The organism is Streptomyces jumonjinensis, assembly GCF_009600885.1.
Classification (GTDB): Bacteria; Actinomycetota; Actinomycetes; order Streptomycetales; family Streptomycetaceae; genus Streptomyces; species Streptomyces jumonjinensis.
Map to the genome: position 1 here is coordinate 24371 of NZ_VCLA01000196.1, position 22208 is coordinate 46578.

At 70.6% G+C, this 22208-nt stretch carries 18 protein-coding genes; 6 read left to right on the plus strand and 12 right to left on the minus strand.

All coding sequences use genetic code 11. The features are described from left to right. Window positions 1-88 precede the first annotated feature (88 nt). The gene (locus FF041_RS33520; RefSeq protein ID WP_228388813.1) at window positions 89-1057 is read left to right on the plus strand and encodes a COX15/CtaA family protein; all 969 of its coding nucleotides are present in this window, start codon (window positions 89-91) and stop codon (window positions 1055-1057) included. Between the two features lie 226 nt (window positions 1058-1283). Here the strand turns inward: FF041_RS33520 and FF041_RS33525 are convergent, their stop codons facing one another. The 3 genes from FF041_RS33525 to FF041_RS33535 form a co-directional block, all read right to left on the minus strand. Then, window positions 1284-2411: an amidohydrolase family protein gene (locus tag FF041_RS33525; protein WP_153526237.1), complete on the minus strand. Its 1128-nt coding sequence runs from the start codon at window positions 2409-2411 to the stop codon at window positions 1284-1286. A gap of 65 nt (window positions 2412-2476) precedes the next feature. After that, window positions 2477-2791 (minus strand): hypothetical protein, encoded by a 315-nt coding sequence (locus FF041_RS33530; protein WP_153480371.1) that lies wholly within the window; start codon window positions 2789-2791, stop codon window positions 2477-2479. A gap of 113 nt (window positions 2792-2904) precedes the next feature. Beyond that, window positions 2905-3879, minus strand: a complete 975-nt coding sequence (locus FF041_RS33535; protein ID WP_323393457.1) for a heme o synthase — start codon at window positions 3877-3879, stop codon at window positions 2905-2907. Window positions 3880-4150: 271 nt separating this feature from the next. On the opposite strand from FF041_RS33535, the gene tkt reads away from it, so the two are divergent. From tkt to pgl, 5 genes are read left to right on the plus strand one after another with little or no spacing between them, the layout of a single operon-like run. Beyond that, window positions 4151-6238, plus strand: a complete 2088-nt coding sequence (gene tkt, locus FF041_RS33540) for a transketolase (protein ID WP_323393459.1) — start codon at window positions 4151-4153, stop codon at window positions 6236-6238. Between the two features lie 39 nt (window positions 6239-6277). Next, window positions 6278-7396: a transaldolase gene (gene tal, locus FF041_RS33545; RefSeq protein ID WP_153526238.1), complete on the plus strand. Its 1119-nt coding sequence runs from the start codon at window positions 6278-6280 to the stop codon at window positions 7394-7396. Window positions 7397-7401: 5 nt separating this feature from the next. Further along, window positions 7402-8934 (plus strand): glucose-6-phosphate dehydrogenase, encoded by a 1533-nt coding sequence (zwf, locus tag FF041_RS33550; protein WP_323371014.1) that lies wholly within the window; start codon window positions 7402-7404, stop codon window positions 8932-8934. Further along, window positions 8931-10013, plus strand: coding sequence for a glucose-6-phosphate dehydrogenase assembly protein OpcA (opcA, locus tag FF041_RS33555; protein WP_153526239.1), 1083 nt, complete (start codon window positions 8931-8933; stop codon window positions 10011-10013). Before zwf ends, opcA begins: the two co-directional genes overlap by 4 nt. Further along, window positions 10010-10792 carry a 6-phosphogluconolactonase gene (pgl, locus tag FF041_RS33560; protein WP_323393463.1) on the plus strand — a complete coding sequence of 261 codons (783 nt, stop codon included), beginning with the start codon at window positions 10010-10012 and terminating at the stop codon, window positions 10790-10792. The genes opcA and pgl overlap by 4 nt, the downstream gene beginning before the upstream one ends. 97 nt (window positions 10793-10889) lie before the next feature. Here the strand turns inward: pgl and FF041_RS33565 are convergent, their stop codons facing one another. The 9 genes from FF041_RS33565 to FF041_RS33605 form a co-directional block, all read right to left on the minus strand. Beyond that, window positions 10890-12449: a PH domain-containing protein gene (locus FF041_RS33565; RefSeq protein WP_153526240.1), complete on the minus strand. Its 1560-nt coding sequence runs from the start codon at window positions 12447-12449 to the stop codon at window positions 10890-10892. Window positions 12450-12640: 191 nt separating this feature from the next. Next, window positions 12641-13153, minus strand: coding sequence for a PH domain-containing protein (locus tag FF041_RS33570; RefSeq protein ID WP_153526241.1), 513 nt, complete (start codon window positions 13151-13153; stop codon window positions 12641-12643). Beyond that, complete coding sequence (gene pgi / locus FF041_RS33575) at window positions 13150-14778, minus strand: glucose-6-phosphate isomerase (RefSeq protein ID WP_153526242.1); 1629 nt, start codon at window positions 14776-14778, stop codon at window positions 13150-13152. Before pgi ends, FF041_RS33570 begins: the two co-directional genes overlap by 4 nt. Before the next feature lie 282 nt (window positions 14779-15060). Beyond that, on the minus strand, window positions 15061-15396 hold the full coding sequence (locus FF041_RS33580; RefSeq protein WP_323371011.1) for an RNA polymerase-binding protein RbpA: 336 nt from the start codon (window positions 15394-15396) through the stop codon (window positions 15061-15063). Window positions 15397-15529: 133 nt separating this feature from the next. Continuing rightward, window positions 15530-15760 (minus strand): preprotein translocase subunit SecG, encoded by a 231-nt coding sequence (gene secG / locus FF041_RS33585; RefSeq protein WP_153480405.1) that lies wholly within the window; start codon window positions 15758-15760, stop codon window positions 15530-15532. 119 nt (window positions 15761-15879) lie between these two features. Further along, window positions 15880-16656, minus strand: a complete 777-nt coding sequence (gene tpiA / locus FF041_RS33590) for a triose-phosphate isomerase (protein WP_153526243.1) — start codon at window positions 16654-16656, stop codon at window positions 15880-15882. A 6-nt stretch (window positions 16657-16662) separates the two neighbouring features. Further along, window positions 16663-17874, minus strand: coding sequence for a phosphoglycerate kinase (locus tag FF041_RS33595; protein WP_153526244.1), 1212 nt, complete (start codon window positions 17872-17874; stop codon window positions 16663-16665). Between the two features lie 144 nt (window positions 17875-18018). Beyond that, window positions 18019-19029: a type I glyceraldehyde-3-phosphate dehydrogenase gene (gap, locus tag FF041_RS33600; RefSeq protein ID WP_323393468.1), complete on the minus strand. Its 1011-nt coding sequence runs from the start codon at window positions 19027-19029 to the stop codon at window positions 18019-18021. A gap of 213 nt (window positions 19030-19242) precedes the next feature. Beyond that, the gene (locus FF041_RS33605; protein ID WP_153526245.1) at window positions 19243-22206 is read right to left on the minus strand and encodes a M14 family metallopeptidase; all 2964 of its coding nucleotides are present in this window, start codon (window positions 22204-22206) and stop codon (window positions 19243-19245) included. Window positions 22207-22208 lie beyond the last annotated feature (2 nt).

Here is a 22208-nt window from a genome sequence, read left to right on the forward strand (position 1 = left end):
GGCGAAGGACCGCGAACCCCGACCGCCGACCCCTCGCCGGAGCCCTTTCCCACCCCCTAGTGAAAACATGCACAAGGCCCGTCCTACGATGGAGCCCGTGCAGACCCCCCTCGCTCTCATCGCCCAGCGCTGGACTCCCGCCCCCGGGACGCTCCGGCGAGCGGCGCTCTCCGCAGTGGTGATGAGCGTGCTCATCATCGTCACCGGCGGCGCGGTCCGGCTGACCGGCTCCGGCCTCGGCTGCGACACCTGGCCCAAGTGCACGGACGACAGTCTCTTCGCCACACCCGAGCAGGGACTGCACGGCGCCATCGAGTTCGGCAACCGGCTGCTGACCTACGTCCTGTCGGCCGCGGTCGGCTGGGCGATCATCGCGGCCCGCTCCACCAAGCCGCGCCGCCGGGGACTGACCCGGCTGGGCTGGGCGCAGTTCTGGATCGTGGTGAGCAACGCCGTGCTCGGCGGCATCACCGTCTGGGCGGGGCTCAACCCCTGGACCGTCGCGGGACACTTCATCGCCGCCAACGCGCTGCTCACGGTCGCCGTGATCACCTGGCACCGGACGGGCGAGGGCGATGAGCCGCCCCGTCCCCGGGTGCCGCGCCCGGTCCGCAGACTCGGCTGGGCGATCGTCGCCGTCTCCGGGGCGCTCATCGTCCTCGGCACGGGGGTGACCGGTTCGGGCAAGCACGCCGGTGACAGCAGCGATGTCCCCAGGATGCCGTGGGACTGGGCGAACGCCGCCCATCTGCATGCCGCGTCCGCCTGGGTCGTGTGCGCGCTCGCGCTCGCGATGTGGCTGGTGCTGCGGGTGGCCGACGCGCCGGACGACATCCGGGCCCGCGCCCGCGAGCTGCTGATCGTGCTGCTGGCGCAGGGCGGCATCGGCTATCTCCAGTACTTCACCGGGGTGCCGGAGATCCTGGTCGGCGCGCATATGCTCGGCTCCGCGCTGATGTGGATCGCGGTGGTACGGCTGGCGCTGAGCCTGCGCGAACGCCCGCTCGCCCCGGCCGCGGTCCCGGCTCCCGCCGGTCCCTCCCTCTCCCGGGTCTAGGTCCCGTCTGTCCGCCGTGTCCTAGGGAGTGTCTTCAAAGTAGCGTCGTCCGCCCGGAGGGCGGGTCTGGCGGGGTCTGGTGTCGTGCATCGCAAGGCGGAGGAGGGAGCCACTGCGGAGCATTGGCGACTGACGACAACGCGGCGAGGTGCGGTGCCAGGGCCCGGCGGACAGACGGGACTTTGAAGACACGACCTAGCCCACCGCCCGCCGGGGCCGGGCGGGCTCAGCCCTGGCCCGCCGACTCGGGCGGGCCGTCGCCCAGGCCGTAGATCCGCCGGGCGTTGCCCGCCGCGATCATCCCGGCGACCCGGTCCGCGTCCGCCCGCGCCCACGCGCCGTCGGCGACGAACCCGCCGAGCACCCGCGCCACCGCCTCCCGGAATATTCGCGCGGCCACCACATGGAGCTCCGGCAGCCCCCGTGCGCCGCTGGAGAACAGCAGCTTCCCGAACGGCGCGAGCTCCAGGGTCTCCGCGAGCACCGCCGCCGCCCGGGCCCCGGTGTGGACGAGGGCATGGCCCAGATCGGCGTACACATGGGGGAAGGCGCCCGCCAGCTGGGCCGCCCGGCGGTGGTGCGGATAGCCGTGCAGCAGCACCAGATCGGCGCCGAGGCCCATGGTCGCTGCGGCGAAGTCGGCGATCGGCAGCGGGTCCCCGTCGTCCAGCCGGAGCTGGACCGGCAGTCCGGTGGCGACGGCGATCCAGAGCACATGCCGGATGAGCACGGGGTCGGTGAGACGGTCACCCGTACGGCGGCCGGCCAGCCAGCGCCCGGCCGCGCCGCGCACCGTCCCGGGCCCCGGCGCCCTCGGGTCGAGGGCGAGCCCCTGGCGTACGGCCGCGGCCGAGGTGAACGCGACGGCGGAGGCGGCGGCGGTGTGCACGGCCTCGGCGAGGCCGGCGAGAAACTCCGCGACGGTGCCGGAGGCGTCGGCGGCCCGCTCGGCGAGGAGCTCCAGCGGGACGATCTCCCGGGCCTCGGCCGCTCCGGCGGCGGCGAGCTCCGACGGTTCGGTGAGCTCGGACGGTTCGGTGAGCGGGCCGCCTGATCCGGTGTGCACCAGATAGACGGAGATCCCGCTGCCCCGGAGCAGCCGTCTGCCCGCCTCCAGCGCGCCGAGCTCACGCCGCCGGGCGAGATAGCGGGCGGGCGGGCAGTGTGGTTCGAGTCCCAGCAGGGGCGGGCACCAGCGCCGTACCGCGAAACCCTTCTGGGTGTCGAAGAAGGTGGTGCCGGGGGCCGGCGGCCCCGCCGCGCCCCCGAGCCGGGCCTCGAAGGTGCCGATGCCCAGCTCGGTGCGGAGCACTCCATGGCAGTGCTGGTCCACCAGGGCGGGGACGTCGGTCATCGGGGCTCCCAGTCGCGGACAGCGCTTCCACAGTCCTAACGGGAGGTACCCCGGTGAGGTGTTGCTCAGCCGTTGGAGGGGCCGCCGAGCTGAATGCCGGCCATCCGGGTCCACTCGTAGGGGCCGGTGCGGACCCTGGCGGCGAACTCCCCGTCGAAGGACTCGTGCAGGGTGAGCCCGGCCCGCTCCGCCGCGGCGGCGGCGATGTCATGGCTGGGGGCGACGAGATCTCCCCAGTCGCCGTCCGCGCCGACCAGGACGATCCGGGTGCCGGCCTGGCCGAGATAGGCGAGCTGCCCCTCGGCGCCGCCGTGGGCCTTGGCGAAGGCGTCGATCTCCCGGGCGAGCTTGGCGGCCCTGCGCTGCTTGGTGTCTGCCATGATCGCGATGCTACTCGCGGGTACGGCGGGCGGACCATGGCCCGGACACGTGGTGTGGGCCACTGGGGGAAGCACGCCGGAGGCCGGGGCCGCTACTTCAGGAAGGAGGGCGGCTACTTCAGGAAGGGGTCCACCGCCACCGCCACGAAGAGCAGCGACACATAGGTGATCGACCAGTGGAAGAGCCGCATCTCCTTGAGCTTGCCGCCGGTCACGCCCGCCTTGGCGCGGGACTGGAGGGCGTGTGCCTCCCAGAGCCACCAGCCGCCGGTGGCCAGCGCCACCGTCGTGTAGAACCAGCCGGTGTAGCCGAGCGGGGTGAGCAGCAGCGATACGGCGACCATCACCCAGCTGTAGAGGACGATCTGGCGGGCCACCACCCGGTTGGACGCGACCACCGGCAGCATCGGGACGCCGACCCGGGCGTAGTCCTCCTTGACCTTCATCGACAGCGGCCAGTAGTGCGGCGGCGTCCAGAAGAAGATGACCAGGAAGAGGATGACCGCGGCCCACGACACCGAGTCGGTGACGGCGGACCAGCCGATGAGCACCGGCATACAGCCCGCGATGCCGCCCCACACGATGTTCTGCGAGGTGCGCCGCTTGAGGATCATCGTGTAGACGACGACGTAGAAGAGCAGCGCGCCGAGCGCGAGCCAGGCGGAGAGCCAGTTGACGAGCAGTCCGAACCAGAGCGTGGAGACCACCGCGAGGGTGATGCCGAAGACCAGGGCCTCACGCGGCGAGACCATCCCGGTGACCAGCGGTCGCTGGGAGGTGCGGTCCATCATCGCGTCGATGTCGCGGTCGATGTACATGTTGAGCGCGTTGGCGCCGCCGGCGGAGAGATAGCCGCCGAGGCAGGTGGCCAGCACCAGCCACAGATCGGGCACCCCTTGCGCGGCGAGGAACATCACCGGCACTGTAGTGATCAGCAGCAGTTCGATGATCCGCGGCTTGGTCAGCGCTACGAATGCCTTGACGCGGGCCCCGAACGGCCGGTTGACCGGGCTCGTCCCGAGCTCCCCCGGGACCCCAGGGGTGTGGGAGGTACCCCCACCCGCTGGACGGGATTCGACGGCCGTCACGCACACCCCTGACAGAGACTCCCAGCAAGCCCCGGGCACCTGCGGACATCCAGCCGACCCGGTGAAGACTTGCGCGTACGACGCCACTGTAGAGGCTGCCCGTGTGCCGCCCCGCACGGGGGTGGGTCGTGTTGAGCCGCGCTCCCCTCCCCCGCGCGTCAGCGCTTGGACAGGCCGCCGCCCCCGTCGCGGGTAGGCTCGACAGGGCCCGGTGCTTTCCGTGTTCACCGGGGCACGACATGGAGTATGTGGAGAGGAGCCCTGACCCAGGGTGAGCAGCAAGCCGACCACCACAGACCTTGAGTGGACCGATCTGGACCAGCGGGCCGTCGATACCGCCCGCGTCCTGGCCATGGATTCCGTACAGAAGGTCGGCAACGGCCACCCCGGTACGGCCATGAGTCTCGCGCCCGCCGCCTACGTTCTGTTCCAGAAGCTGATGCGCCATGATCCCGCGGACGCGGACTGGACCGGCCGTGACCGGTTCGTCCTGTCGGCGGGGCACTCGTCGCTGACCCTCTACATCCAGCTCTACCTGGCCGGGTACGGCCTGGAGCTGGATGATCTGAAGGCGTTCCGCACCTGGGGCTCCAAGACCCCCGGCCACCCGGAGTACGGGCACACCGTGGGCGTCGAGACGACGACCGGGCCGCTGGGCCAGGGTGTCGCCAACGCCGTGGGCATGGCGATGGCCGCCCGCTACGAGCGCGGTCTGTTCGACCCGGACGCCGCGCCCGGCGCGTCGCCGTTCGACCACACGGTGTGGGCCATCGCGGGCGACGGCTGCCTCCAGGAGGGCATCTCGGCCGAGGCGTCCTCGCTGGCCGGCCACCAGAAGCTGGGCAATCTGGTGCTGCTCTGGGACGACAACCACATCTCCATCGAGGGCGACACCGAGACCGCGGTCTCCGAGGACACCCTCAAGCGGTACGAGGCGTACGGCTGGCATGTCCAGCGGGTGGCGCAGCTCCCGAACGGCGATCTGGACCCGGCGGGTCTGTACCGCGCGCTGAAGGCGGCGCAGGCCGAGACCGGGCGTCCGTCGTTCATCGCGGCGCGCTCGATCATCGCCTGGCCCGCCCCGCACGCGCAGAACACCGAGGCCGCGCACGGCTCGGCGCTGGGCGAGGAGGAGGTCGCGGCCACCAAGCGGGTCCTCGGCTTCGACCCGGAGCAGAGCTTCGAGGTCTCGGACGAGGTCATCGGGCACACCCGTGAGGCGCTGGACCGCGGCCGTGAGGTCCGGGGCGAGTGGGAGAAGACCTTCGCCGCCTGGCGCACCGCCAACCCGGAGCGGGCCGCGGAGTTCGACCGGATCCGCGCGGGCGAGCTGCCCGAGGGCTGGGAGGAGGCGCTCCCGGAGTTCGAGACCGGCAAGGGCGTGGCCACCCGTGCCGCCTCGGGCAGGGTGCTCCAGGCGCTGGGCGCGATCGTGCCCGAGCTGTGGGGCGGCTCCGCCGACCTGGCCGGCTCCAACAACACGACCATCGACAAGACGTCGTCGTTCCTGCCGGTGGGCAATCCGCTGCCGGAGGCCGACCCGTACGGCCGCACCATTCACTACGGCATCCGCGAGCACTCGATGGCGGCCGTGATGAACGGCATCGCGCTGCACGGCAACACCCGTGTCTACGGCGGCACCTTCCTGGTGTTCTCCGACTACATGCGGAACGCGGTGCGGCTCTCGGCGCTGATGCATCTGCCGGTGACCTATGTCTGGACGCATGACTCGGTCGGTCTGGGCGAGGACGGCCCGACCCATCAGCCGGTGGAGCACCTGGCGTCGCTGCGGGCCATTCCGGGGCTGAACATCGTCCGTCCGGCGGACGCCAACGAGACGGCGGTGGCCTGGCGCGAGATCCTCAAGCGGTACACCAAGGAGTTCGGTGTGGGCGCTCCGCACGGTCTGGCGCTGACCCGTCAGGGCGTGCCGACGTACGCGCGGAACGAGGACGCGGCGCGCGGCGGATATGTGCTGTTCGAGGCCGAGGGCGGTGAGGCGCAGGTCGTGCTGATCGGCACCGGTTCCGAGGTGCAGCTCGCGGTCGGGGCGCGGGAGCAGCTCCAGGCCGCCGGGGTGCCGACCCGGGTGGTCTCCATGCCGTCGGTGGAGTGGTTCGAGGAGCAGGACCAGCAGTACCGGGACTCGGTGCTGCCGCCCGCCGTGAAGGCGCGGGTCGCGGTCGAGGCGGGCATCGGGCTGACCTGGCACCGCTATGTGGGCGACGCGGGACGCATCGTGTCGCTGGAGCACTTCGGCGCTTCGGCGGACGGCAAGGTCCTGTTCCGCGAGTTCGGTTTCACGGCCGACGCGGTCGCCGCCGCCGCCCGGGAATCTCTCGAAGCCGCCGCGCGCTGACGCCGGTATACGACTGACTACGCAGGAGATGCAATTCTCATGACAGACGCACTCAAGCGCCTCTCCGACGAAGGCGTGGCGATCTGGCTCGACGATCTTTCGCGCAAGCGGATCACCTCGGGCAATCTCGCCGAGCTGATCGATCAGCAGCATGTGGTGGGTGTGACCACCAATCCGTCGATCTTCCAGAAGGCGATCAGCGGCGGCGACGGCTATGAGCAGCAGCTCGCCGAGCTGGCCGCGCGGAAGGTGACCGTCGACGAGGCCATTCGCATGATCACGACGGCGGACGTCCGGGACGCCGCCGACATTCTGCGCCCGGTCTTCGACGCCACCGGGGGCCAGGACGGCCGGGTCTCCATCGAGGTCGACCCGCGGCTGGCCCACAACACCACGGCGACCGTGGCCGAGGCCAAGCAGCTGGCCTGGCTGGTGGACCGCCCCAACACCCTGATCAAGATCCCGGCCACCAGGGCCGGTCTCCCCGCGATCACCGAGACCATCGGCCTGGGCATCAGCGTCAATGTGACGCTGATCTTCTCGCTGGAGCGCTACCGCGCGGTCATGGACGCGTATCTGGCCGGCCTGGAGAAGGCCAAGGAGCGCGGTCTCGACCTCTCGCTGATCCATTCCGTGGCGTCGTTCTTCGTCTCCCGGGTGGACGCCGAGATCGACCGGCGCATCGACGCGCTGGGCACCCCGGAGGCCAAGGCGGCGCGCGGCAAGGCCGGTCTGGCCAATGCCCGGCTGGCGTACGAGGCGTACGAGGAGGTCTTCGGCTCCGAGCGCTGGGCGGCGCTGGACCGGGCGCGGGCCAATAGGCAGCGTCCGCTCTGGGCCTCGACCGGTGTGAAGGACAAGGCGTACAAGGACACGCTGTACGTGGACGAGCTGGTCGCCCCGGGCACGGTGAACACCATGCCGGAGGCCACCATGGAGGCCACCGCCGACCATGGGCAGATCACCGGCGACACGGTGCGCGGCACCTATGACCGGTCGCGGGCCGAGCTGGCGGCCGTCGAGGCGCTCGGCATCTCGTACGACGAGGTCGTGCAGCTGCTGGAGGACGAGGGCGTCGACAAGTTCGAGTCGGCCTGGAACGACCTGCTCACCTCGACCGAGGCGGAGCTCAAGCGCCTCGCCCCCTCGGAAGGCTGACCACCGTGTCCGGTACTGGCGAAGCCAATCCGCTTCGTGACGCCGCCGACCGACGGCTCCCGCGCATCGCGGGGCCGTCGGGCCTGGTGATCTTCGGTGTCACCGGCGATTTGTCCCGTAAAAAGCTGATGCCTGCCGTCTATGACCTCGCCAACCGGGGGCTGCTGCCGCCGGGCTTCTCCCTGGTCGGGTTCGCCCGCCGGGAGTGGCAGGACGAGGACTTCGCGCAGGAGGTCTACGACGCCGTCAAGGAGCATGCCCGTACCCCCTTCCGCGAGGAGGTCTGGCAGCAGCTCAATCAGGGGATGCGTTTCGTCCAGGGCGACTTCGACGACGACGACGCCTTCGAGACCCTGAAGAAGACCATCACCGAGCTCGACCAGGCACAGGGCACGGGAGGCAACTTCGCCTTCTATCTCTCCGTGCCGCCGAAATTCTTCCCCAAGGTCGTCCAGCAGCTGAAGAAGCACGGGCTGGCCGACCAGACGGAGGGCTCCTGGCGCCGGGCGGTCATCGAGAAGCCCTTCGGGCACGATCTGGCCTCCGCCAAGGAGCTCAACCAGGTGGTGCACGAGGTCTTCCCGTCGAACGAGGTCTTCCGTATCGACCACTACCTCGGCAAGGAGACCGTTCAGAACATTCTGGCGCTCCGGTTCGCCAACACCCTCTTCGAGCCGATCTGGAACCGGTCGTATGTCGACCATGTCCAGATCACCATGGCCGAGGACATCGGCATCGGCGGCCGGGCCGGTTACTACGACGGCATCGGCGCGGCCCGTGACGTCATCCAGAACCATCTGCTCCAGCTGCTGGCGCTGACCGCGATGGAGGAGCCCGCCTCCTTCGACGCGGACGCGCTCGCGGCGGAGAAGACCAAGGTGCTGGGCGCGGTGCGGCTGCCGAAGGATCTCGGCGAGAGCACCGTGCGCGGTCAGTACGCGGCGGGCTGGCAGGGCGGCGAGAAGGCCGTCGGCTATCTCCAGGAGGACGGCATCGACCCGTCCTCGAAGACCGACACCTATGCGGCCATAAAGCTGGCGATCGACAACCGCCGCTGGGCCGGGGTGCCGTTCTATCTGCGGACGGGCAAGCGCCTCGGCCGCCGGGTGACCGAGATCGCGGTGGTCTTCCAGCGCGCTCCGCACTCCCCCTTCGACCACACCGCCACCGAGGAGCTGGGGCAGAACGCCCTGGTCATCCGCGTCCAGCCGGACGAGGGCGTGACCTTGCGCTTCGGCTCCAAGGTGCCGGGGACCTCGATGGAGGTCCGGGATGTGTCGATGGACTTCGCCTATGGCGAGTCCTTCACGGAGTCCAGCCCCGAGGCGTACGAGCGGCTCATCCTCGATGTGCTGCTCGGTGACTCCAACCTCTTCCCGCGGGTCGAGGAGGTCGAGCTCTCCTGGAAGATCCTCGACCCGATCGAGCAGTTCTGGGAGAAGAACGGCCAGCCCGCCCAGTACCCGTCGGGTACCTGGGGTCCGGTCGAGGCGGACGAAATGCTCGCACGAGACGGACGGAGCTGGCGTCGGCCATGAAGATCGACCTTACGGACACCACATCCAGCAAGATCAACAAGGCGCTGGTGCAGGGGCGCAGGGCGATCGGCACCCCCGCGGTCGGCATGGTGCTCACCCTCGTGATCGTCACCGACGAGGAGAACGCCTATGACGCGCTGAGGGCCGCCAACGAGGCGTCGCGGGAGCACCCCTCCCGCACCCTGGTGGTCATCAAGCGGGTCTCGCGCACCCCGCGCGCCCGGGCGCACGCCCGGCTGGACGCGGAGGTACGCGTCGGCGCGGAGGCGGGCACCGGTGAGACCGTGATCCTGCGGCTGTACGGCGAGGTCAGCGAGCACGCCCCGTCGGTGGTGCTGCCGCTGCTGCTGCCGGACGCCCCGGTCGTGGTCTGGTGGCCGGTGAACGCCCCGCTCGACCCGGCGAAGGACCCGCTGGGCGCGCTGGCCCAGCGCCGGGTGACGGACACCTACGCCTCCGAGCAGCCGATCCAGGAGCTGGGGGCGCGCGCCGAGGCGTACACCCCCGGCGACACGGATCTGTCGTGGACGCGGATCACCCCCTGGCGCTCGATGCTCGCCGCCGCGCTGGACCAGGTGACCTGCGAGGTCACCTCGGTCGAGGTGGAGGGCGAGGAGTTCAACCCGAGCGTGGAGCTGCTGGCCATGTGGCTGGCGGACCGGCTGAACGTGCCGGTCAACCGGGCGCTGTCGTCCGGTCCCGGTCTCACGGCGGTGCGGATGGCGACGACCTGCGGCCCGATCGTGCTGGACCGGGCGGACGGCGGGCTGGCGAATCTGTCCATCCAGGGGCAGCCGGACCGGGCGGTGGCGCTGAAGCGGCGGGAGACCGCCGAGCTGATCGCGGAGGAGCTGCGCCGGCTGGACCCGGACGACACCTACGCGTCGGCGCTGCGGTACGGCGTGGACCGGCTGGGCGACGATCACGCACCGGCGCATCACTCGCCGGCCGTGGCGGCTGGGGCGGCTGGGGCGGCTGGGGCGGAGACCCCGGCCGCCGCGAAGGCTCCGGCCGAGAAGGCCCCGGACGGCAAGCCCGCCGCGAAGAAGGCCCCCGCCAAGAAGGCGGCGGCCAAGTGAACACTCCGCAGCTGGTCGTCCACCGGGACAAGGAGCTGATGGCGCAGGCCGCGGCGGCCCGGCTGATCACCAGGATCGTGGACGCCCAGGCCGCTCGCGGCTCGGCGTCCGTGGTGCTGACCGGCGGCCGGAACGGCAATGCCCTGCTCACCGCGCTCGGGGCCTCCCCGGCCCGGGACGCGATCGACTGGGCACGCCTCGATCTGTGGTGGGGCGATGAGCGGTTCCTCCCGGAGGGCGACCCGGAGCGCAATGTGACGCAGGCCCGTGCGGCCCTGCTCGACAGCGTTCCGGTGGATCCGGCGCGGGTGCGTCCGATGCCTCCTTCGGACGGTGTGCACGGCAGTGACGCGGACGCCGCAGCCGCCGCGTACGCCGCCGAGCTCGCCGCGGCGGCGGGCCCGGAGGACCACGGTCCGGTGCCGACGTTCGATGTGCTGATGCTGGGCGTCGGTCCGGACACCCATGTGGCCTCCCTCTTCCCCGAGCTGCCCGCGGTGCGGGAGACCGACCGCATGGTCGTCGGGGTGCACGGGGCGCCGAAGCCGCCGCCCACCCGTATCTCGCTCACGCTCCCGGCGATCCGGGCGGCGCGCGAGGTGTGGCTGCTGGCGGCGGGCGAGGACAAGGCGAAGGCGGCGGCGATAGCGCTCTCGGGCGCGGGCGAGATCCAGGCGCCGGCGGCCGGGGCGTACGGCCGCAGCCGGACGCTCTGGCTGCTGGACGCGGCGGCGGCCTCCGAGCTGCCGCGCGATCTGTATCCTCCGTCGCTGGCCTGAGCGATGACATGAGAGTGGGGCCCTGGGAGCCGTACGGCTTCCCGGGCCCCTCGCTCATGTCAGCGGATATGCTGCTCGGGCATGATGCCCCGTCACCCTATGACGTGATATCACGCTCCGGCACCGGTTCCAGAAACGGCGTCAGCAGTCCGGGAACCGCCTCCACCGCGAAGACGAGCCCCTCGCGGTCATCGGCGTCGTACACCGAGTACGCCCCCGCTCCCGCCGCCGTCGTCGCGGTCAGGGTCAGCACCCCGGCCCTCCGCTGGAAGACGGACTGTTCGATCACCCAGCCGATGACCCCGCCGCGCTGGAGCGCCACGGTGGCCCGGCGGACGGTGCCGGAGCGGGTGACGAGATAGCCGCCGCTGACGGCATGGCCGAGGGCCCGGTACGCGTCCAGGGCGAGGAGCACCGCCGCCGGAAGCGCCGCCGCCGCGTAACCGGCGGCGATCGTGAGCAGTACGGGCGTCAGCAGCAGCCCCAGCACGGTGAGCACCGCGAGCGGGACCAGCGCGGACAGCAGCGCCCAGCGCAGCCGGCGGGTGCGGGCGGCGCGCGGATGCGGGGTCAGGGGCGCGTCGGTCGGGGTGACCGGCTCGCGCAGCACCTGGGCCGCCGTGGCCGACGTGACGGCGCGCGGCGCGGGCGGCAGCAGCACCTTGAGATCGGCGTGCGCGTCGCCGTCGTCGTGGCCGATGCCGGTGGCGACCGCGTCCAGCCGGGCCGCGCCCGCCAGCCGGACGCCGAGGGGCTCGACCAGCTCCACCCCGCGCAGCCGCCGCTCCTCCACCGAGACCGAGCGGGCCGTGAGCAGTCCGCGCCGTACCCGCAGAGTGCCGCCGGGCTCGCGCTCCAGCCGGTGGTTCCACCACATCTCCGCCCAGAGGCCGAGGGAGCCGACGACCCCGGCGACCAGAGCGGCCAGGGCCAGCACCGCGATCATCGCGGCGACGGAGGTGTTCTCGAAGCGGTCGGCCACCCAGCCGATGACCTCGCCCTGCACCCCGAACCAGTCGCTGGCCTGCATCACCGCACCGGCAGCCGCGCCGCCGAGGGCGGGAGCCACAAAGGACAGCGGGGCGTAGCGGATCCAGGAGGGATCGACGGAGGCGAGGACTCCGTCACGGTGGGAGCGGGACTCGGGGCGGGCGGCCCGGGCGAGGAGTTCGGCGCGCAGCCGCTCGCCCTCCGCCCTGGACACCGGGTTCAGCTCCAGCGTGGACTCCTTGCCGCCGCTCTGCTCGCCGGTGCCGATGCGCACCTTCACCAGATCGAGTATCCGCAGCAGCGGGTTGGCGGTGAGATCGACGCTGCGGATGCGTTCGCGGGCGAGGGAGCGCTGGGTGACGAGGACGACGCCGGAGTGGAGTTCGACGCGCTCGGGGCCTATTCGATAGCGGGTCCTGCACCAGGTGAGATGTTCGCCGTAGACCGCGAGCAGGATCAGCAGGGCCGCTCCGGCGAGCAGCAGGGTGAGGGCCGTGCCCCGGCGGGGGCCCTCGCCGAACCAGGCGCCGCCGGAGATCCCCAGCAGTACGGGGAGGCAGAGGCCGGCCAGGACGGACGCGGTGACGGCACCGGTGACGAGCAGGGCCTTCCGGTCGAGCCTGCGCCACTCCCCGCCGGGGTCGCCTGCCGGGGGCGGCGTGCTCATGCCGGGTGTCCGGGGGTCGGCTCTGGGCGGTGGCACTCTCATGTCGGGTGCCTGGGGGTCGACCTTGGGCGGTGGCACTCTCATGCCGGGTCCCCGAAGGCCGTCCGTCGGCCGCGTGCTCACATCGCGTCCCCCGAGGCCGTCCGGCGGCGTGCTCACGTCGCGTCCCCCGAGGCCGTCCGGCCGCGTGCTCACGTCGCGTCCCCCGGGGTCGCCTGGGTGATCAGGGTCAGCCGTTCCGCGAGCCGCGCCGCCAGTTCGTGGTCGAGGCCCTCGATCTCGATCTCCCCCTTGGACGAGGCCGTGGTTACCGTGACCGTGGCGAGCCCGAAGGCCCGCTCCAGCGGGCCCCGCCGGGTGTCCACCGTCTGGATCCTGGACATCGGCGCGATCCGCCACTGCTGCTGGAACGCGCCGGTGCGGACATAGACCGCCTGGTCCGTGATCTCCCAGCGGTGCACCCGGAACCGCCAGCCGGGGAAGACGGCGGCCTCGGCCAGCCCCAGCACGGCGACCACGGCGGCGGCGGCCAGCAACCAGCCGCGCGCCGGGGCGATCAGCAGCCCCGGCACGGCGAGGACGGCCGTGCCCCCGGCCGTGACGATCAGGGACTGCGTCCGCCACCAGCGCACGGCCCGCTCATCGAGCCGGTTGTTCGGCGGCCTCAGCCGGACCGCCGTGCCCTCTCCCTCCAGCGACGTCATACGGCGGGGCGCCCTCTCAGGGCGCGGTAGGCGGCGGTGAGCGCCGCGGTGGAGCTGTCGAGCCCCTCCCCCGGGCCGCCCCCGGTCAGCACCGGCTCGATCTCTCTGGCGAGGACCTTGCCCAGCTCGACGCCCCACTGGTCGAAGGAGTCGATGTGCCAGATCGCGCCCTGGACGAACACCTTGTGCTCGTACAGTGCGATCAGCTGTCCGAGCACGGAGGGGGTGAGCTCATCGGCGAGGATCGTGGTGGTGGGGTGGTTGCCCCGGAAGGTCTTGTGCGGCACCAGCTCCTCGGGCACCCCCTCCGCCCGTACCTCCTCGGCGGTCTTGCCGAAGGCGAGGGCCTGGGTCTGGGCGAAGAAGTTGGCCATCAGCAGATCGTGCTGTGCGGCAGGCCCCGGGGGCAGCTCGCCGACCGGCCGGGCGAAGCCGATGAAGTCGGCCGGAATCGTCTTCGTACCCTGGTGGATCAGCTGGTAGTACGCGTGCTGGCCATTGGTGCCGGGGGTCCCCCACACCACGGGTCCGGTCTGCCACTCCACTTGGTTGCCGTCGCGGTCGACGGACTTGCCGTTGGACTCCATGTCGAGCTGCTGGAGATAGGCGGTGAACTTGCTCAGATAGTGGGAGTAGGGCAGCACCGCATGGGACTGCGCGTCGAAGAACGCCCCGTACCAGACCCCCAGCAGACCGAGCAGCAGCGGCGCGTTGGCCTCCGCCGGGGCGGTGCGGAAGTGCTCGTCGACCAGATGGAAGCCGTCCAGCATCTCCCGGAACCGCTCGGGGCCGATCGCGATCATCAGCGAGAGCCCGATGGCGGAGTCATAGGAGTAACGGCCGCCGACCCAGTCCCAGAACTCGAACATGTTCGCGGTGTCGATGCCGAAGTCCGCGACCTTCCCGGCGTTGGTCGACAGCGCCACGAAGTGCTTGGCGACGGCCTCCTGACCGGCGCTCAACCCGGTGAGCAGCCACTCCCGGGCGGAGGTGGCGTTGGTGATGGTCTCGATGGTGGTGAAGGTCTTGGACGCGATGATGAAGAGCGTCTCGGCCGGGTCCAGATCCCGCAGCGCCTCATGGAGATCGGCCCCGTCCACATTGGAGACGAAGCGGAAGGTGAGATCGCGCGCGGTGTAGGAGCGGAGCGCCTCGTACGCCATCGCCGGACCGAGGTCCGATCCGCCGATGCCGACGTTGACGATGTTCCTGACCCGTCTGCCGGTGTGCCCGGTCCACTCCCCGGAGCGGACCTTCTCGGAGAACGCGGCCATGGTGTCGAGCACCGCGTGCACCCCGGGGACCACGTTCTCGCCGTCGACCTCGATGACGGCGTCCCGGGGCGCGCGCAGCGCCGTATGGAGCACGGCGCGGTCCTCGGTGGTGTTGATCTTCTCGCCGCGGAACATCGCGTCCCGCAGTCCGGCCACGTCCCTCGCCGCCGCCAGCTCGCGCAGCAGGGTCAGCGTCTCCTCGGTGACCAGATGCTTGGAGTAGTCGAGATGGAGATCGCCGACGCGCAGGGCGTGAGTGGTGCCGCGTGCCGCGTCGGCCGCGAACAGCTCACGCAGATGGGTCTGCCCCAGCTGCTCGCGGTGCTTGCCCAGAGCAGTCCACTCGGGCATCTGGTGGAGCCTGCTACGGCCAGTTGCGTTCACTCGGACATCAGCTCACTTCGTCTCGTACCTGCCTGCGCTCGCGCCGGCTCCAACCTAATTGATCAGGCCGGGTACGCGGTGAACGCGAGGCGGCGCCGCCCGGGGCGGCACCGGCCCGGCCGATGCCCGTCATCGGCCGTCACCGCCCGGCGGCGACGGCCGCGACGGAAGGCGGCATCAGGGTGAACGCGGCGGGTGAAGCAGAAAGTCCGGCCGGTCACCCGAAGGTGTCCGGCCGGACCGCAAGTCCTAGATCTCGCCGCGCAGTTTGGCAAGCGCCTCGGCGAGGATCGCCTCTCCGTCCGCGTCGCTGCGCCGTTCCCGTACATAGGCGAGATGCGTCTTGTACGGCTCCGTGCGCGGCGGGTCCGGCGGATGATCCTGGTCCTGGCCGGCCGGAAACCCGCAGCGCGGGCAGTCCCAGGTGTCAGGGACCTGCGCGTCGCTGGCGAAGCTCGGCTGTGTCTCGTGCCCGTTGGAGCACCAGAAGGAGATGCGCAGACGTGGCGCGGACTCGCCACGCTCGGCCTCGCCCATCGGCCCCGCCCCGACCCGGCTTCCCCGGATCGCGTTGCCACTTGCCACGGTCGTAACTCCCTGCGTGATGGTGCTGTACAGCGTCTCACAGCGGCTGCGCCGCGGTGCCCCAGTCTACGTAAGGCCCAACGCTCGTCCAGGGATTGGAGTTACCTCCCGGCCCCGAACGGAAAGCCTGAAGTCACTTGTCCAACTTCATCAGCAGACCAAGTACGACAATGGACGCGAACCACAGGAGACCGACCACGACGGTGATCCGGTCGAGGTTGCGCTCGGCAACCGAGGAGCCGCCTACGGAGGACTGCATACCGCCGCCGAACATATCGGAGAGGCCGCCGCCCTTCCCCTTGTGCATCAGCACGAGCAGCATCAGCAGCAGGCTGAAGACGATCAGGGCGATCGAGAACCCCATAACCACGGCTGGACCCTACTTCCTGGCAATTCTCTCGAAAACATCTCTGGACGACGGGGGCCGGGTGGCGAACCACTCCGGCCCCCGCAAGGGTACGACGATTCCGCTCTACCGCATACTCACTGATCGCGGAAGCGGACGATCTTGACGAACTCGTCGGAGTCCAGTGCCGCGCCGCCGACCAGCGCGCCGTCCACATCCGGCTGCGCCATGATCGCGGCGACGTTTCCGGCCTTCACCGAGCCGCCGTACTGGATGCGGACCTTATCGGCCAGCTCCTGCGAGTACAGCTCGGCGAGCCGTCCGCGGATCGCGCCGCAGACCTCCTGCGCGTCCGCCGGGGTGGCCACCTCGCCGGTGCCGATGGCCCAGACCGGCTCGTACGCGATCACGATCGTCTCGGCCTGCTCGGCCGGCACGTCCTTGAGGCCGCCGTCGAGCTGGGCGAGGGTGTACTCCACCTGCTGGCCGGCCTTGCGGATGTCCAGACCCTCGCCGACGCAGAGGATCGGGGTGATCCCGTGCCGGAAAGCGGCCTTGACCTTGGCGTTGCAGACGTCGTCGGTCTCGTTGTGGTACTGGCGGCGCTCCGAATGGCCGACGGCCACATAGGCGCACTTCAGCTTGGACAGCATCAGGCCGGAGATCTCTCCGGTGTACGCGCCCGAGTCCTGCGCCGAGATGTCCTGGGCACCGTACTTGATCTTCAGCTTGTCGCCGTCGACCAGGGTCTGCACGGACCGCAGATCGGTGAAGGGCGGCAGTACGGCGACCTCGACGGCGTCGTAGTCCTTGTCCGCCAGGGCGAAGGAGAGCTTCTGGACGTGCGCGATGGCCTCAAGGTGGTTGAGGTTCATCTTCCAGTTGCCCGCCATGAGCGGGGTGCGAGTGGTCATGAAGTGTCAGTCCTCCAGTGCGGCGAGGCCGGGGAGCGTCTTGCCTTCGAGATATTCGAGGCTCGCTCCGCCGCCGGTCGAAATATGGCCGAATGCGTTCTCGTCGAAACCCAGGGTCCGCACCGCGGCGGCGGAGTCTCCGCCGCCGACCACCGTGAAGGCCGGGGAATCGACCAGCGCCTGGGCGACGGCCTTGGTGCCCTCGGCGTAGTCGGGGTGCTCGAAGACGCCCATCGGGCCGTTCCAGAAGACGGTGGCCGTGTCGGCGAGCTTGGAAGCGTACAGCTTGCGGGACTCGGGGCCGATGTCCAGCCCCATCTGGCCGGCCGGGATCGCGTCCACGGCGACGGCGGTCGGGTGGGCCGGAGCCTTGGTCTTCAGATCGGGGAAGCCGGCGGCCACCAGGACGTCGACGGGGAGCACGAACTCCACGCCCTTCTTCCCGGCGCGCTCCAGATACTCCCTGACCACCGGGATCTGGTCCTCCTGGAGCAGCGAGGCGCCGACCTCATGGCCCTGCGCCTTGAGGAAGGTGTACGCCATGCCGCCGCCGATCAGGATGCGGTCGGCCCTCTCCAGCAGATGGTCGATCACTCCGAGCTTGTCGGAGACCTTGGCCCCGCCGAGGACGACGGCGTACGGCCGCTTGGCGTCCTCGGTGAGCTTCTTCAGCACGCCGACCTCGCCCGCGATCAGATAGCCGGCCGCGTGCGGCAGCCGGGCGGGAAGATCGTAGACGGAGGCGTGCTTGCGGTGCACGGCCCCGAAGCCGTCGCCGACGTACAGATCCGCGAGCGAGGCGAGCTGATCGGCGAAGGCGGCGCGCTCGGCGTCGTCCTTGCTGGTCTCGCCCGGGTTGAAGCGCAGGTTCTCGATCACGGCGACCTGGCCGTCGGCGAGGCCCGCGACGACGGCCCGGGCCGAGTCGCCGACCGTGTCGGCGGCGAAGGCGACCTCGGTCCCGAGCAGCTCGCCGAGGCGCGCGGCGGCGGGGGCCAGCGAGAAGGCGGGGTCCGGAGCGCCCTTGGGGCGGCCCAGATGCGAGGCGACGACGACGCGCGCGCCCGCCTCGGCGAGCTTGGCGACGGTCGGCAGAACGGCCCGGATGCGGCCGTCGTCGGTGATGGCGGTGCCGGCGAGCGGCACATTGAGGTCGGCGCGGACGAATACCCGCTTGCCCGCGACCCCTTCGGCAAGAAGCTGGTCGATCGTCTTCATGGACGGGACTCCTCGGAGAGCTGAGCTGAGACGCGCGAGGGGGCCCGGACCGCGCTGCTTCGCGCCGCCCGGGCCCCATCGCTCACATCACTGAGCTGATCAGAACCGTACTGTTCAGAACTGTGCAGGTCAGAGCCGTACTGGTCAGAGCTGCTCGCCGACGAAGACCGTGAGGTCCACGAGCCGGTTGGAGTAGCCCCACTCATTGTCGTACCAGCCGAGGATCTTCACCGAGGTGCCCTCCTGGACCATGGTCAGGGAGGAGTCGAAGGTGCAGGAGGCCGGGTCGCTGACGATGTCCGAGGACACGATCGGGTCCTCGGTGTCGTACAGGATGCCCTTGAGGTCGCCGTCCTCGGAGGCCTTCTTGAACGCGGAGTTGACCTCGTCCTTGGTGACCTCGCGGGAGAGCTCTACGACCAGGTCCGTGGCCGAGCCGGTGGGGACCGGGACGCGCATGGCGATGCCGTCCAGCTTGCCCTTGAGCTGCGGAAGGACCAGCGCGGTGGCCTTGGCGGCACCCGTGGTGGTCGGAATGATGTTCTCGGCGGCGGCGCGGGCGCGGCGCAGGTCCGAGTGGGGGAAGTCCAGGATCCGCTGGTCGTTGGTGTACGCGTGGACCGTGGTCATCAGGCCCCGGACGATGCCGAAGTTCTCGTCGAGAACCTTGGCCATCGGCGCCACACAGTTGGTGGTGCAGGACGCGTTCGAGATGACGTGGTGGTTCGCCGGCTCGTACTTGTCCTGGTTGACGCCCATCACGATGGTGATGTCCTCGTCCTTGGCCGGAGCCGAGATGAGGACCTTCTTGGCGCCACCGGCGATGTGCTTCTCGGCGTCGGCCTTCTTGGTGAAGATGCCGGTCGACTCGATGACGATGTCGACGCCCAGCTCGCCCCACGGGATGTCGGCGGGGTTGCGCTCGGAGAGCACCTTGATGGTGTGGCCGTCCACCGTGATCGTGTCGGCGGTGTGGGACACCTCGGCCTTCAGGCGGCCCAGGATGGTGTCGTACTTCAGCAGGTGGGCCGTGGTCGCAGTGTCACCAAGGTCGTTGACAGCCACGATCTCGATGTCTGCACCCTGCTCCAGCAGCGCGCGGAAGTAGTTACGACCGATGCGGCCAAAGCCGTTGATGCCTACGCGGATCGTCACGTACCGATCTCCTCGTTGGTACGCCGGGTTTCGACGCCGGCGAGTTGTATGGGATGTCCCCGACCGCTTACGACCCTACCTCCCTGAAGGCCCCGAGGTGACATCGGAGGGCCCGTACGAGGCAACGGCGGCCCGGCCCCCCGACCAGGGGCACGAACCGCCGTTCACCTGCGCGGAAGCCGCTCCAGATGAGCGGTTTCCGCCTACCGTCCGTCAGTGTTCGAGCGCGCTCAGCACCTTTCCGATGAGGGCCTTGCGGCCGGCCGCTGTAGTCACGTGTTCGAGGCCGAAGCCGATGAGCACGGTGTCATCGGTGGTGACGGCTGCGGCCGAGGGATACAGGTCCTGGCTGCGGACCCACGTCCCGCGCGGCGCCGGGCTGCCGGGCGGGGAGTCCGCCGTGGTCCAGGGGCCGAGGGAGGTCTCGAAGCCCTCGGCGTCGCCCGCGCCGCCGCCGCCGGTCACCAGCCTGGTGTCGTCCAGGAAGATCCCGCGTCCGCCGTCGCTGGGGTCGGTGATGTACGAGACGGAGACCTCGATCCGCTGACCCGCGTAGGCGCTCAGATCGAAGGAGGCGTCCCGCCAGCCGTCGGAGGCCCCGGTGAAGGAGTTCCAGCTGCCGGTGGAGCCGGTCGCGGTGCAGCCCTGCTCACCGGAGGTGAGATAGCGCTTGAGGAACGGATGCTGGTTGAGGTAGAAGCCGGCCTCGCACTCGGCGGGGACCGTGGTCCTGGTGCCGCCATTGGCGTCCGGCAGGGTCGTCCAGTCGTCCTGCCCCACGGTGTGGACCTCGACCACGGCGTGGTCGTAGCCGGACTCGGTGTTGAAGCTGAGCCGCAGATCCAGCTCGGGCCGGTCGGCGGCGGCGGTCGCGGTCAGATCGATCGGGCGGGTCAGCCGCTGCCAGCTGGAGTTGCGGTGCCGGGCCGCCGCGTACCACTCGCCCTCGTACGGCGAGAACGGCATCCGGACGCCCGGATAGTCGCCCGCCGCCTCGCTGCGGAACTGCGGGAACCGGTCGGGCGGCAGGGTGTCCGAGGTGACGGTGTACGCCCCCGAGGCGTCCAGCGGATTGCCCTCGGCGCCCGAGAGCCCGGCGGCGGCGCCCGAGAGGCGTCCCGAGCCGAGGAAGGAGGAGGTGCCGGCGAGCGAGGCGCGGCCAGAGGCGCCCAGGTAATACTGGGAGAAGTCGTCGCTCACCGCGCGTCCGAGGTTGGCGTTGCCGCCGGCCCGTTCACCCGTGGTGATGAGCTTGCCGCCCTCGTTGAGATAGGCCCGTACCGCCTGGGTGGTGGACCAGGAGGGCGCCGCCGCGCCGGTGTACCAGACGGCGGTGGAGAAGTGGCTCAGCACGCCCAGCGGGTGCGGGCGGCCCTGGGCGGCGACGTCCCAGACCGCGGCCCGCCGGCCGTTCTGGGCGAGTGCCTCGGTGTACGCGGCGGTGTGCCGGGCCGCCGTGGCGCCCCCTTCCTCGGCGATCACCAGGGTGCGGGCGCGGGGCCGCTCGGCGACCTTGTAGGAGAAGGGCTCGCCGGCGGTGGCCTTCCCGTCCCTGGTGCGGCCGGTGAACCAGACCTCGACCTCGTCGCCCGGCTCCGCGTCCTCGACCTCGGCGCGATACTCGTCGAAGAGGACGTTGTCCTCGCCGCCGAAGGTCTCGCCGCCCTTCCAGGGCTTGAGATCCTCGTCATGGACCCGGCCGCCGTCGATCCGGTACTTCAGCTCCTTGTGGCGGACCGACTTGCGCGCGACGACGGAGACCTCCTGGTCACCGCCGCGGGCGTAGGAGACGGTGAAGGGATCGGGGGTGAAGTCGGGGGCCTTCAGACCGACCGGGGAGGCCGGATCATCGGGGGTGCGGGCCGACTCGGCGACGGAGAGCGCGAAGGGGATGTTCTTGGCGAACTCCTGCTGGATCAGCTTCTCGTCGTCGGGGAAGGTGAAGACGGAGGCGCAGTCGGCCGCGTTCCACTGGTCGTTCGGGTCGATCCGGGAGGCGGTGGCGCAGGTCGACATCTCCGGGGTGTACATCAGGGTGCCGTTGACATTGGCCGAGTGGCCGTCGGTCTCGCCGTTGGTGATGTACAGCTCGGAGGCGATCTGGGGCCGGTAGCCGGGGATCGCCGGTTTGGCGGGGGTGCCCGCCAGGGCCTGGTAGGCGATGTCGTCGGGGCTGGCGGTGGCGACCTGCCAGCCGACGCCGTAGAGGATCAGCTCGGCCGCGGAGTGGTAGTTGATGCCGTACGCGAAGCCGATGCGCTTCTGGAAGGCGTCCAGGGCCCTGGTCTCGGGCTCGGAGGCGGGTCCGGCGCCACGGAAGGTCTCGTCGAGCGGGTCGGGGGACGAGCCCTCGTTGTCGTAACCCCACTTGTAGGGGAAATTACGGTTGAGGTCGACGCCGTCGCCGGGGGTGAGCCGTCCGTCGCCGTCGTTGTCCCGCAGATTCTTGCGCCACTGGCGCTCGGTCGTGCCCGTGAAACTGTAGTCGTAGCCATCGGGGTTGGCGGAGAGCACGAACCACAGTTCGGTGGTGTCGATGATCTTGGTGATGCGCGCGTCCTTGCCGTAATTGGCGAGATAGTGGTGCATCAGCCGCCGGGTCATCTCCGGGGTGATCCACTCGCGTGCGTGCTGGTTGGACATGTACAGGGTGGCGGGCTTGGCGCCGTCCCGGTGCTTCTTGGCACCCTTGCTGATCTTGAGGGCGAGGATGTCCTGGCCCTTGACCGTCTTGCCGATGCTGACGGCCTTGGTGAGCTGGGGGTTGGCCTGGGCGGCGGCGAGAATCTCGCTCTTGAGGCCGTTCTCGCCGCCGTACGGCCGGTAGACGCCGTCACCGGCGGCCTCGACACGCTCACGGGCCGCGGCGGAGAGGGTGTGCTCGGTGATGCTGACGCCCTGGTCCCGCAGCTCACCGGCCTGCGCCCCGGTGAGATACAGCTCAACGGTGGCGGCGCCCTTCTCGGGCACCCGCTCACTGAGCTCGTGCCCATCGGCCCCCGCCGCGAGAATCAGGGGCACCTGTGCCTTGGTGACCTCCGCGTGCCACACGGAGAGGGCGTCACCGCCCCCGCCACTGTCGCTGTCGCTGGGTCTGGCCTGGGCGAATGGAGCGGCCGCCAGTGTGGCGGTCAGTAGTGAAGCCGCGGCGAGGATCGCTCTCGCTCTGCGTCTCATGA